Annotated in this window: 12 protein-coding genes; 3 read left to right on the forward strand and 9 right to left on the reverse strand. The window is 41.1% G+C overall.

The window, feature by feature from the left end; genetic code table 11:
* The coding region (locus QZ359_RS00755; protein WP_293951916.1) for an XRE family transcriptional regulator at positions 1–765 on the reverse strand (765 nt) is incomplete at its 3' end.
* A gap of 206 nt (positions 766–971) precedes the next feature.
* On the opposite strand from QZ359_RS00755, the gene QZ359_RS00760 reads away from it, so the two are divergent.
* Together QZ359_RS00760 and galU are read left to right on the forward strand one after the other, a co-directional pair.
* Positions 972–1,988 (forward strand): NAD(P)H-dependent glycerol-3-phosphate dehydrogenase, encoded by a 1,017-nt coding sequence (locus tag QZ359_RS00760; RefSeq protein ID WP_293951919.1) that lies wholly within the window; start codon positions 972–974, stop codon positions 1,986–1,988.
* Between the two features lie 21 nt (positions 1,989–2,009).
* Positions 2,010–2,909: a UTP--glucose-1-phosphate uridylyltransferase GalU gene (gene galU / locus QZ359_RS00765; protein ID WP_023943975.1), complete on the forward strand. Its 900-nt coding sequence runs from the start codon at positions 2,010–2,012 to the stop codon at positions 2,907–2,909.
* A gap of 140 nt (positions 2,910–3,049) precedes the next feature.
* Here the strand turns inward: galU and QZ359_RS00770 are convergent, their stop codons facing one another.
* The 7 genes from QZ359_RS00770 to pbp1b all read right to left on the reverse strand — a co-directional run bounded on the left by QZ359_RS00770 (position 3,050) and on the right by pbp1b (position 10,566).
* On the reverse strand, positions 3,050–3,580 hold the full coding sequence (locus QZ359_RS00770) for an AAA family ATPase (protein WP_261219540.1): 531 nt from the start codon (positions 3,578–3,580) through the stop codon (positions 3,050–3,052).
* A 186-nt stretch (positions 3,581–3,766) separates the two neighbouring features.
* Positions 3,767–4,447, reverse strand: a complete 681-nt coding sequence (locus QZ359_RS00775) for a rhomboid family intramembrane serine protease (protein WP_261219541.1) — start codon at positions 4,445–4,447, stop codon at positions 3,767–3,769.
* Positions 4,431–4,970 (reverse strand): 5-formyltetrahydrofolate cyclo-ligase, encoded by a 540-nt coding sequence (locus tag QZ359_RS00780; RefSeq protein ID WP_261085017.1) that lies wholly within the window; start codon positions 4,968–4,970, stop codon positions 4,431–4,433. Before QZ359_RS00780 ends, QZ359_RS00775 begins: the two co-directional genes overlap by 17 nt.
* An 11-nt stretch (positions 4,971–4,981) precedes the next feature.
* A complete protein-coding gene (locus tag QZ359_RS00785) occupies positions 4,982–6,112 on the reverse strand; it encodes an N-acetyldiaminopimelate deacetylase (protein WP_261097998.1) in 1,131 nt (376 codons plus the stop codon).
* 67 nt (positions 6,113–6,179) lie between these two features.
* Entirely contained in the window at positions 6,180–6,878 is a 699-nt protein-coding gene (gene dapD / locus QZ359_RS00790) for a 2,3,4,5-tetrahydropyridine-2,6-dicarboxylate N-acetyltransferase (protein ID WP_261097996.1), read from the reverse strand.
* Between the two features lie 228 nt (positions 6,879–7,106).
* Positions 7,107–8,018 (reverse strand): DMT family transporter, encoded by a 912-nt coding sequence (locus QZ359_RS00795; protein WP_261097992.1) that lies wholly within the window; start codon positions 8,016–8,018, stop codon positions 7,107–7,109.
* An 82-nt stretch (positions 8,019–8,100) separates the two neighbouring features.
* Entirely contained in the window at positions 8,101–10,566 is a 2,466-nt protein-coding gene (gene pbp1b, locus QZ359_RS00800; RefSeq protein WP_293951944.1) for a penicillin-binding protein PBP1B, read from the reverse strand.
* Positions 10,567–10,707: 141 nt separating this feature from the next.
* On the opposite strand from pbp1b, the gene tyrS reads away from it, so the two are divergent.
* A complete protein-coding gene (gene tyrS, locus QZ359_RS00805; protein ID WP_293951947.1) occupies positions 10,708–11,964 on the forward strand; it encodes a tyrosine--tRNA ligase in 1,257 nt (418 codons plus the stop codon).
* 75 nt (positions 11,965–12,039) lie between these two features.
* On the opposite strand, the gene QZ359_RS00810 is transcribed toward tyrS, so the two are convergent.
* Positions 12,040–13,500: heavy metal translocating P-type ATPase (locus QZ359_RS00810; protein WP_293951950.1), on the reverse strand; the 1,461-nt coding region annotated here is incomplete at its 5' end.

Consider the following 13,500-nt stretch of genomic DNA (forward strand, 5'->3'; position numbering starts at 1 on the left):
GCGCCACTCCCATAGTCGAATAATTGGTTTTTTCTGATAGTCGTATGATTTTGAGGTGATTTCATTTAATTTGTAAAGAATATCTTCAAATTGACTGTAATTAGCAATTTTTTCAAATATTCCTAACAACAAAAGTAATGAATCTCTGATTAGAAATGAATATTCAATATCAAACATCTCAACTTGTTGTAAAATTTTATCAGCTATTACTAAGAAGGTATTCACTTCAATCTCATCTATTATCGTATCTTGGTGTACTAATCTTACCAAAAATAGCTTTATGATTAAAATATCGTTAACTTCATATTTTGATTTCAACAAAATGTGATCGAAATACTCTTGTAAAATCATTCCTAAATTGCTATCATCATTCCACCAACCAAAATCATCATATGCTTGTAAAACATCTATGATAAACCTTTCTTCCTCAGGAAGTCTATCATAATATTCTTCAAAGATCTTATCAAAAACACTCTCTTTCTTTTGGGCGATAGTTTCATCTTCGTATGTAGGAGTCCTCATCAAGAAATACTTCAATTCTAGATATTCCTTATCCAACTCTATATAACTTGGCATCAACTTGTAATCTTCAACCCCCAAACGTTCAGCGATATATTTTAACTTTGTTAGTGTTGGTCTAGATTCTCCATTTTCAATTCTAATTAATTGACGAATACTTAATTCAGACTCATCCCCACAAAATTCTGAACGACTGATTTTTTTAGCCAAACGTAATCTTTTAATTTTTTCGCCAAACTCTCGCAACCTACAAGAACCTCCTGAGTTGTTTACCTCTATTATAGCATATACTGAATCAAACTATCTGTCAGAACTAAAGACTAAGACTTTAATACTGAGTCTCGGTTTTTGTATATTATTCAAGTAACAAAGCAACCACTCCCCAGTAATGCAAGTGCAAAATCCCCTAGAATGTGATAAAATAAAAAGAGAACTCTATCAAGGAGGAAAACATGGAAAAACAAACCGTCGCCGTCTTGGGGCCTGGTTCTTGGGGAACGGCCCTTTCACAAGTCTTAAATGACAATGGACACGAGGTACGTATTTGGGGAAACATTCCCGAGCAAATTAATGAAATTAATACCTATCATACTAACAAGCACTACTTTAAAGATGTCGTTCTAGATGAAAATATCATTGCCTACACCGACTTAGCAGAGGCATTAAAAGATGTAGATGCGATTTTGTTTGTTGTCCCAACAAAAGTGACACGACTTGTTGCCCAACAAGTTGCAAAAACCTTGGACCATAAGGCTATCATCATGCACGCTTCAAAGGGATTAGAGCCTGATAGCCATAAACGATTATCAACCATCCTTGAAGAAGAGATTCCTGAACAGCTCCGCAGTGATATCGTCGTTGTCTCAGGGCCTAGTCATGCAGAAGAGACCATTGTACGTGACCTGACTTTAATCACTGCTGCTTCTAAAGATTTACAAAAAGCTCAATACGTTCAAGAACTCTTTAGTAATCACTACTTCCGACTTTATACCAATACGGATGTTATTGGAGTTGAAACTGCTGGTGCTCTTAAAAATATTATTGCTGTCGGTGCCGGAGCTTTACATGGTCTGGGATTTGGTGACAATGCCAAGGCAGCCATCATCGCTCGAGGCTTGGCTGAAATTACTCGCCTAGGGGTAGCACTCGGGGCCAGTCCATTAACCTATAGTGGCTTGTCTGGTGTAGGAGACTTGATCGTAACGGGAACCTCCATCCACTCTCGTAACTGGAGAGCTGGAGATGCCCTTGGTCGGGGAGAATCCCTAGCTGATATCGAAGCCAATATGGGCATGGTAATCGAAGGAATTTCAACGACCCGAGCAGCCTATGAACTAGCGCAAGAACTTGGAGTCTATATGCCGATTACGCAGGCCATTTATCAAGTTATCTACCACGGAACCAATATCAAAGATGCCATTTATGACATCATGAACAATGAATTTAAAGCAGAAAATGAGTGGTCTTGACACTCTATAGAAAGGATTCTTATGACATCAAAAGTTAGAAAGGCAGTCATCCCTGCCGCTGGACTTGGAACTCGATTTTTACCAGCAACCAAGGCCCTTGCCAAAGAAATGTTGCCAATTGTAGACAAACCAACTATCCAGTTTATCGTGGAAGAGGCTCTCAAATCAGGTATTGAAGATATTCTAGTTGTCACTGGTAAATCAAAACGTTCTATTGAGGACCACTTTGACTCGAACTTTGAGCTTGAATACAATCTTAAGGAAAAAGGCAAAACAGATTTGTTAAAATTGGTAGATGAAGCAACTGGTATGCGCCTCCATTTCATTCGCCAAACTCACCCTCGTGGTCTTGGAGACGCTGTCCTACAAGCCAAAGCTTTTGTAGGGAATGAGCCTTTCGTTGTTATGCTGGGTGATGACCTTATGGACATCACAAATGAGAATGCCGTTCCTTTGACAAAACAACTGATGAATGATTACGAAAAGACACACGCATCAACCATTGCTGTCATGCCTGTACCACACGAAGACGTTTCATCATATGGAGTTATCGCTCCTCAAGGTGAAGGGATTAATGGTCTCTATAGCGTTGAAACTTTCGTTGAAAAACCAGCTCCCGAAGATGCACCAAGTGATTTAGCTATTATCGGTCGCTATCTACTCACACCTGAGATTTTTGATATCTTAGAAAATCAAACTCCTGGTGCTGGAAATGAAATCCAACTTACTGATGCTATTGATACGCTCAATAAAACACAGCGTGTTTTTGCCCGTGAATTTACAGGAGCTCGTTACGACGTTGGGGATAAGTTTGGCTTTATGAAAACATCTATTGACTACGCCCTCAAGCACCCACAAGTCAAAGATGCCTTGAAAAATTACCTCATCCAACTTGGAAAAGAATTGGCTGAGAATGAATAGAATTAGTTTCCAGATAATAAATTAAGTCTCCAGCAAGTTGACTCTGGAGACTTAATTATTTTACAAATTTACATACAATTTAAAGATTTATGTGATATGTCTCTAAATCTACCAACTCAACCTCGGTCCTTAATGACGGATTACAGATTTTCAATCAAAAATCGATTTGAAGTTTTAATGATATTTGCTATTTTGGGGACGTTTAAATCATCTGTATACAGAAAATGTTTTTTCTTCTCCTTATTTTTAGCTAGAAACTCACTTCTTGCTTGTATTGATAAGTTGCCCACTCTTTCAATTTCTTTTCGAGAACCATCCCTATCTTTCAAGGTTTTTTCTTCGGCCATTAAGACACAATATTTTAGGGCAACTTGTTTTTCTTTTAAGAAGGTTGCAATTTTCTTTAGTTGCTCTTCAAAAATGACATATTCTATCACAACGGTAATGCCTCGGTCGATGAAATTATTGATCAGACTGATGATATTATCCCAAAATAAATCCATGTAATAACCATCATCTTCCCAAGGAGCCACGAGTCCTCCTTTAATCATTAAATAAATCATGTCGCCTTCAATTACTGCACTTTTCTTAAAAGAATAGGCCAACTCCTTACTGACTGTGCTTTTCCCAACACCAGGAGGACCTGAAATGATGTAAACACAATTTTCCATTCGACTACCTCGTCCGTTCTTTTATTATTGACTATTATAGCATTTTTTAGTCTATTAAAGATCAGACAAATTCATCAAATCATAAGATACAAGAAACTCGCTATTCTTCCAATTTTGCAACAAAAAAGCCATCTTTGTAGATGACTTATTGGCAACTGAATCCATGCGCATTTAACTATTCATTCCCTACACATAGCTCATTCCCTTGTAGAAAAGCAGAACTGCGAGCCCTACGAACAACACTACTGCTACCAGTCTCTGACTAGCGCTATACATCCGTCTTTCTCCTCGAACTGGAAAGATAACTGCTAGAAATGCGCCACCAACTGCACCTCCGATATGGCCTGCTAGGCTGATTCCGGGAATCAGAACACTTCCAATAATGTTAACCACAAAAAGTGTCAGATAGGATTGCCCCAACTGCTGGATATAAGGATTACGCGTTGCATAGCGAAGAACAATAATTGCAGCAAATAGCCCATAGAGAGAAGTCGAGGCTCCTGCTGCTAAGGATTTGGGACTAAATACAAAAACAAAGAGATTGCCCATCATTCCAGATAAGAGATAGAGAAAGAAAAACTGCTTAGAACCGAAAATCTCCTCTACTTGCCTACCAAGATAATAGAGCGAAAGCATATTAACAATGAAATGCTCCCACCCAATATGAACAAAAATGGCAGAGAAGAGACGCCAAATCTGCTCAGGAAAGAGGCGAATGGCAGGCCCGTACATGGCTCCAAATCGAAATAGGGTATCTGCCCTGTAAAAGTTTCCCCCTGTGGTCACCAACATTAGTAGAAATACCAAGGCCGTCACTAAGAGAAAGAAACTCGTCACAGGGTAACGCCTATCAAAGATTTCTTTCATCAATCAGTACCTCCTGAACAGGAATATCATGATTTTCAGGGCTAAAGTCCCGAATTTGACAAGGATAAACCGTACTCAAAGTATGACTAGTAAAATGTTTCAGATAGCGGTCATAATAACCTCCACCATAGCCAATCCGATAGCCTTCCATCGTAAAAGCTAACCCCGGAACATGAATCAAATCAATCTGAGAGGCATCCACCACTTCCAAATTTCCCTGTGGTTCCAGTAAGCCAAAGGAAGTTTTGACCAGTTGTTGCGGATCATAGACCACAAAGTCCATGCGCCCCTTGGGATAGGTTTTTGGTATCAGAACCTTCTTGCCATCCTTCAGCGCCTGCTCAATCAATTCCTGCGTTTGAAACTCATGAGGAAAAGAGAGATAGGTTGCAATAACCTTGGCTTCTTGGTAAAAGGGGTGTTGTAAAAGTCGTTCAGTTAAAGTTTGGTCTATAAACTGTTTTTGCTGTCGAGGGATAGCCTTCATTTCTTGCAAGACTTGCTTGCGTAATTCTGCTTTCATAGACAATTCCTCTACTCTGCTGCCTTCTTTTTCAGGAAACTAGAGACTGCATCCACCCCAATAGCTAAAGCATCTTCCTTGGGACTCATTTGAGGGTGATGAAGAGCGTAGGGACTATCGATACCTAGCCAGAACATAACACCATCAACTTTTGAAAGGAGATAACCAAAGTCCTCACCAGTCATAGCAGGCTCGATATCAATCAACTCGATTCCCTCTTTTTCTTCAAAGAAGTCCATCAATTCACGCGCCAATGCTGGATGGTTCTCAACAGGCAGATAACCACCTTGCTTGAGTTCCACTTCTACTTCCATATCGAAGGCAGCTGCAACCCCTTCTGCAACTGTTTTGACCCGCTTTTGCACCAAGAGACTCATGTCCTGTGTCAAGGCCCGAATAGTTCCATGCAAAAAGGCTGTGTCTGTGATAACATTATTGGTTGTTCCAGCTTGGAAAACTCCAAAGGTCACCACTGCTCCCTCGATTGGGTTGACATTGCGGCTGACAACTGACTGTACTTGGGTTACAAAGTAACTAGCAGCCACCAAGGCATCATTTGCTTCATGCGGAAAGGCTGCGTGTCCTCCCTTTCCTTTGAAACGAATCTTCACCTCACAGGTCCCTGCAAAGAGCGTATGAGTATTGGTCGCAATCTGGCCTACTTTCAAATCTGGTCGAACATGGAGGCCATAAAATTGATCTGGTAACCAATCTCCAAAAGCGCCATCCTCATACATGAGCATGCCACCAGCTTCATTTTCTTCAGCAGGCTGAAACAGAAAGAGCAGATTGTTCTTTAGTTGCTCCTCAAGGGCTCGCTCAAGACAGCCCAAGGCAATAGTCATATGAAAATCATGGCCACAAGCGTGCATGCGACCTTGGTGCTGGGAAGCGAAAGGAAGGCCTGTTTGTTCGACGATAGGCAGACCATCAATATCTGTCCGCCAACCAATGGTACGCTCTGGCTGACTTCCCTGCAAGTAAACCAAAATACCTGTCCGCCAAGTTCGAACTTGGACAAAATTCTTGCCCGCAGTCAATTTCTCAATCACATCCAGCAAATAAGCCTGAGTCTTGAACTCCTCCAAGCCAATCTCTGGAATCTGGTGCAAATCTCGTCTAGTCTGAATCAAATCTAACATCTATCTATCCTCCGATATAGCAGAAAGAGGCTGGAAGAAGGGTTCCGCCTCTTTATTACTTTTACAATTATAAGGTACGAAGCGCATCCTCTAGCGCTGTTTTTTGTTGGGTTTGGGCATCAATCTCTTTGATGATACGAGCTGGAACACCTGCTACCACCACGTTTTCTGGGACATCTTGGGTAACAATAGCTCCTGCTGCGACAACTGAACCACTACCGATTTGGACTCCTTCGATAACCACTGCATTGGCACCGATAAGAACATTGTCTCCAACACGGACTGGTTCTGCGCTAGCTGGCTCAATTACACCTGCAAGAACGGCACCTGCACCAACGTGGCTGTTTTTCCCAACGATGGCACGGCCACCAAGGATGGCACCCATATCAATCATGGTTCCTGCACCGATTTCAGCACCGATATTGATAACGGCTCCCATCATGATAACAGCATTGTCACCAATTTCAACCTGATCACGGATAATAGCACCTGGCTCGATACGAGCATTGATAGCACGTTTGTCTAGCAAGGGAACTGCTGAATTACGAGCATCTTGCTCAACAACATAGTCTTGATTTTCTACAAAACCATTGAGAAGCGGAGCCACATCCTTCCAGTCTCCAAATAGGACATTCCCTAGTTTGACAACAGAGCTTGGTACAGCAGTTGCAAGTTGTCCTTCAAAGGTTACTTTAACACTAGTTTTCTTTTCAGCATTGGCGATAAATTGGATAATTTCTTGTGCGTTCATTTTTGTGGCAGTCATAGGCGCCTCCTAGTTCATTTTAATGATACCTATTCTACCAAAAAAGGCCTCAAATTTGAAGCCTTTTTGTTTGTTTTTAGGTATGATTTTTAGGGATGTGAGATAAAACGTGCTGTCGGTAAAAGCAAGCCCCTACCGATACAACCTAAAAACACTCTTCACAACTATCTCCCCGTGTTTTATTGACTATTCTAGTATAGCACACTTTTAGAATTAAGAAAAGACTTTTTATTTACTTTCTTTCGCTTCTTCTATCGATAGGAAAATCATGGGCAAAATAATCAAGGCCATAGCTAGAAGAAGGGACCAATCCACTACCAATCCTAAAAACAAAACACTCAAAAGGGCAGAAGAGAGAGGTTCACTGGCACTGATAACGGAAACCACCAAGGGAGAAACCAAAGACACAGCCTTCATGGAAATGAAAAAGGCAAAAGCTGTACCGAAGAAAGCGATAATGAGGCAAATCAAGATACTCCAAATATCAAGAGTAAAGGAAAGCTGGTAAACCGGCGAGAGGACATTGCTAAATAAACCGGCCAAAATCATCCCCCACCCAACTGTGGGTACAAAACCATATCTCTTAGCGAAAGGCTGAGGTAGGATAACATTAAACATAACACCCATGGCACTCAGCAAACCTGTTATAAGAGCTAGCGGCGTCATGGATAACTGAGAGAGATCCCCCTTTGTCGCCATCAAGCAAACACCCAACATGGCAACCAAAATATAGAAAATAGCGCTTTTTGACGCTCGTTTTTGATAAACCAAACGATTGTAAAAGAGGATAAAGACAGGACTGATAAACTGTAAAATAGTTGCTGTCGCTGCATTTGAGTATTCTACACAGAGATAGAAAAAATACTGAACTGAAAAAATCCCTAAAATAGCATAGGCTAAAAAGGGCAGGTAATTTTTCTTATCTCGCCAAATATATAGCACTTGCGATTTTAATTGTATTGCAGACCAAATGAGCACAAGACCCCCTGCCAGTGTCAAACGCATAGAGGTAATCCAGCCAGAGGACACTTGATAATGAGTAAAAAAATATTCTCCTAAAATTCCACAGACTCCCCAGATTAAGCCGGATAAGAGCGAATAAATGGTTCCTTTAATAATCTTTTTCTGATACTGATTCATACCTTTATTGTAACACGAAAGGACAAAAGAAAAAAGTGACAATCAATTGATTGGCCACTTCATTTAGAAAAGTTTAAAGAACTTATCGTCTCGTCCTTGAAGAAGAAGGTCGTGTAGCACTTGAGTTACTGCTATCGCTAGAACTACCACTTGAACTGCTGGAGCTTGATGAAGTTGGTAGACTCCCCACGATGCTAGACCAAGCATTCTGATAATCCGCATCACTTCCACCAATAGCAAAGCGATAACTGGTCGTTGGCGCTCCTGCCTTATTAGCCCAATAGCTGGTAACAGTCGAACCTGTGACCTCTACTTCTTTTCCTTCAACAGAAACCTTCCCTGGTTTTTGACCTGTTGATTTCAAGACTTCGGATTTTACTACACTAGGATCTAAAGCGAAGCGCTCGTTCCCCCAAATGCTTGGGGAGGCTTGCTGAATCGCATTTACCAGATGAGCCATGTAATTAGAGTTATTGGAATAACCTGCTCTACGTGACAATGAATGGTTATCATCATGCCCAATCCAGCCACCTAGGGTTAATCTAGGTGTCGAAAGCATGAGCCACATATTTTCGTCTTGGTTGGTTGTCCCAGTCTTCCCAATCCAATCTGCATTAGCTAAAGTAGGATTTAAAGAAGTCAGGTTAGTCTTGAAGGTTGTTGTCACACGAGAGGATAGAACTTCTCGCAACAATCCTTGCATAATTGTCGCAGTAGCTTTTGAATAGACTTGAACCGGTTTATCCTGATACTCATAAACTACTCTACCATCTGCTGCTTCAATTTTAGAAATTACATGTTTTTTATGATATAGACCATTATTTGCTAGAGTCTGATAGCCATTGGTATGCTGGGCAACTGTGACCTCAATACCACCACCCATTGGCAGACTCTCAATACCGTACTCAGGAATCTCGTAGCCCATCTTTTCCATATAACCCTTGACATCAACACCCTTTTCACGGAGCATACGATAGGTCCAGTAAGCCGGGATATTCCATGAATAGTTCAAGGCTTCTCCCAAGGTCATCATTCCTGTCCCCTTGCTATTAGCATACATAATTGGGTTGCCATTGGCAAAGTTTGTTGGATAGTTAGACAGAATCGTCTCACTTCCCATCAAGCCCTGGTCAATAGCAATACCGTAGGCCAGCAAAGGTTTGGTAGTAGAAGCTGGTGAACGTTTGGTATCAAAGGCATGATTGTTTTGATTTTCTTGATAATTGCGACCACCTACAAAGCCTAGAATAGCACCTGTTTGGTTGTCCATCAAGACATTCCCTACTTCTACACGACCAGTTCCGTCGTCTAAAAGATAACCATAGTCAGCAACCGCATTTTGCATGGCAGAATGAATTTTCTGGTCTATGGTAGTAGTAATCTTATAACCACCATTTTCAATCTCCTTGGCCGCCAAGTCGCGATAAAACTTCTGAGTTGCCTCATTTTTCAACTCCTTAGCGGAGACATTGTCTCTCTGAGCTAGATAGTCATACATACGTTCCTGAGCTTCTGCCAAGGCTGTAAAGTATAAATAGCCGCGGGACACACCTGTGACTGTAGCTGAAGGGAGAAAGTCCTGTTTAAGATTGTAATCCTTATATTGAGAATACTCGTCTTTGCTTAAGGCACCTGTACGATACATACTGTAAAGAACTGCCTTAGCCCGTCTCAAGCCTATTTCTAAGTCTTTATCACTCTTCAACTCCCCAGTATTTTCATAAGGGGAATAGGTAATAGGACTCTGTGGAAGTCCTGCTAAAAATGCTGCTTGAGGAACAGTCAACTGACTTGCATCTACACCGAAAATCCCCTCAGCTGCCTGCTGAGCTCCTGCAATATTCTGCCCCTTATTATTTCGGCCAAACGGAGCCACATTGAGATAAGTCGTTAAAATCTCATCCTTATTCATGGCGCGTTCCAAGGCAAGAGCATCTACAATTTCTGTCGCCTTACGAGCCAAAGTCGGCGCATCCCCAACCACCTGCTGTTTAATCAGTTGCTGGGTCAAGGTTGACCCCCCACTTGAGGAACCCAAACCTACAAATTTCCCCAAGGTCGCACGAATCACCGCCTTGGGCACTACACCCTTATGTTCTTTAAAGTGTTCGTCTTCCGTCGCAATGATAGCTTTCTTCAGATTTTCCGAAATTTGCTCAGATGAGATAGAAGTGCGCAACAAATCACTCTCTATGGAGGCAATCACCGTCCCATCCGCATAGGTAATCTCTGAAATAGAAGAGATGTCCTTGACCTGATGTACCAATTCTTCTGTCTGAGGCACCCGAACCTTGTCAAATAAGGCCACCCCGTACCCCAAAGCAATCCCAGCTCCCAACATTCCTCCTAGAAAACCGAGGATAAAGAGTAAGTTAAATAAGGCTTTTATACTCAGTAAAATAGCTGGAAAAATAGCTGGCTTCTCTAAGGATTTAGATTTTTGGACACTTGAACCTTTCTTGACCGGCCTATCTGATTTTTTATTTTTTTGTTTTTGCTGGAAAAATTCCAGCATTTTTCGTTTTAATTCATTTAATTGATTTTGCATGGATTTCCTCACTCTATCTATTATACCACAAAAGGGAAACTTTCAATAAAATAGCCACTTTCTTCCCTATTCTGCTAGGCTATTGCCCAAGTTTGTGATACAATAGTTAGAAACAATAATTTTAAAAAGGAGAAAAGACACATGCACATTTTTGATGAGCTAAAAGAGCGTGGTTTGATATTTCAAACGACTGATGAAGAAGCTTTGCGTAAAGCCCTAGAAGAAGGTCAAGTTTCTTATTATACTGGCTACGATCCAACTGCTGACAGCCTTCACCTAGGCCACCTTGTCGCAATCTTGACAAGTCGTCGCTTGCAGCTAGCAGGTCACAAACCTTATGCGCTCGTTGGCGGTGCTACAGGTCTCATCGGAGATCCGTCCTTCAAAGATGCTGAACGTAGTCTCCAAACAAAAGACACAGTAGATGGCTGGGTCAAGTCTATCCAAGGACAACTTTCTCGTTTTCTTGACTTTGAAAATGGCGAAAATAAAGCTGTCATGGTCAACAACTACGACTGGTTTGGCAGCATCAGCTTCATTGATTTCCTCCGTGATATCGGAAAATACTTTACTGTCAACTACATGATGAGTAAGGAATCTGTGAAAAAACGGATCGAAACAGGGATTTCCTACACTGAGTTTGCTTACCAAATCATGCAAGGGTACGACTTCTTCGTTCTTAGCCAAGACCACAACGTAACGCTACAAATCGGTGGTTCTGACCAGTGGGGAAATATGACAGCTGGTACTGAATTGCTTCGTCGTAAGGCTGACAAGACTGGCCACGTAATCACTGTTCCACTGATTACCGATGCAACTGGTAAGAAATTTGGTAAATCAGAAGGAAACGCAGTCTGGCTCAATCCTGAAAAGACTTCTCCATACGAAATGTACCAATTCTGGATGAACGTTATGGACGCAGACGCTGTTCGCTTCTTGAAAATCTTTACTTTCTTGTCACTTGATGAGATTGAAGACATCCGTAAACAATTTGAAGCAGCTCCACACGAACGCTTGGCTCAAAAAATCTTGGCTCGTGAAGTCGTTACACTTGTTCACGGCGAAGAAGCTTACAAAGAAGCCCTCAACATCACTGAGCAACTCTTTGCAGGAAACATCAAAAATCTTTCTGTTAAAGAACTCAAACAAGGACTTCGTGGAGTACCAAACTACCAAGTTCAAGCAGACGAAAATCACAATATTGTGGAACTCCTCGTATCATCTGGTGTGGTTAACTCAAAACGCCAAGCCCGTGAAGACGTCCAAAACGGAGCTATCTACGTCAACGGCGACCGCATCCAAGACCTTGACTATGTCTTGAGTGACGCAGATAAGTTAGAAAACGAACTGACTGTTATCCGTCGTGGAAAGAAAAAATATTTTGTATTGACTTACTAAACTGTTCAACATTTACCTATAAAAAAGGAGTTAACCTCGAGAAAGGTAACTCCTTTTTGTTGTTGATAACCACATCTATCTAGCCTTAATAGACAGGCTACGCAGGACTATGCGTAAGGTTGTTAGATTATGTAAGATAGAGAGATTTGAAGGACTGAGCCAATTAAATAAGCCAAAGCCAATCAAACTACTATTTACGACAACGGTATCTTGAATATTCTTCTTGATGAGTGTTTGCAAAGATGATGATAGCCAATCCAACTCTTGGAAGAAATCCAAACGATTATCTAACAATAAGATATCACTCATCTGCTTAGAAATATCTGCACTCTCATTCATCACCACACCGATATCTGATAGGGTTAGAGCAGCTGAGTCATTCAATCCATCTCCAACCATCAAAATAGTGTGACCTGCTTTATGCAGTTCCTCTACTAACTCAAATTTTCCATCAGGTTTCAAGTCTGTATAGACCTGATCAAAGGGCAAATCTTTGACTAATTCCTCTGTTCTAACCAAGGTATCCCCTGTTGCCAGAATCAATTTTTTCCCTTGTGCCTTAAGTTTCTCCAAGGCTGCCTTAGCTTCTTTTCTCAAAGGAGTATGAATGCAGAACATTCCAATCAATTCATTCTGGTAGGCTAAGAATAAAAGATTGTAGTGATTCTTGTACTCTTCGATCAAAGCATGTTGTTCCAAACTAATATGAATCTGCTCATCCTGCATCAAGACATAATTCCCAATAACAACTGGTTGGCCATCTATATGGGATTTGATTCCCTTACTTGCGATATATTGGAGTTTCCCATGCATTTCCTCATGTTCAATCCCCTCTATCTCAGCTTGCTTGACAATGGCATTAGCAATAGGATGATAAATGTGTTCCTCAAGACAGGCACTGATTCTGAGAATATCTTCCTCGCTATAGTCCCCAAAAGGTAACACCTTTTCAACTATAGGATAGCTAGTTGTGATTGTTCCTGTCTTATCAAACAAGAAAGTATCAACTTCCAGATATTTCTCTAGAACATCTCCATCCTTAATCACCATTTCACGGTTCAACCCCTCTTTGATAGCTGTTAAATAAGCTACAGGAGTAGAGATTTTCAAAGCGCAGGAGAAATCAACCAATAGGAATGAAATAGCCTTAGAAAAAGAACCTGTTAATAAGTAAGTCAGACCAGCCCCCAAGAAATTATATTTGACGACCTTGTCCGCCATCTTGATGAAATAGCGTTGTTTCGTTTTCTTGTTTTCTTCAGATTTCTTCATCAACTCAATCAGCTGTAAAATACGACTGTTCATCTGATTATCGGTTACACGAATGCGTAGCTCCCCAGTCTCCAAGACTGTGTTTGCACAAACCAAATCAGACTCTCTTTTTTCAACTGGAAAACTCTCTCCCGTCAAGGAACTTTCGTTGACCATACCTAAACCTGAAACTACTTGTCCATCAAACAGAATTTCATTTCCTTGAGATAGGACCAAGACATCTCCTATTTGAACATCGGAACTCTTGATACTAACGACCGTATC

The sequence above is a fragment of the Streptococcus sp. genome, from assembly GCF_019414905.1.
Classification (GTDB): domain Bacteria; phylum Bacillota; class Bacilli; order Lactobacillales; family Streptococcaceae; genus Streptococcus.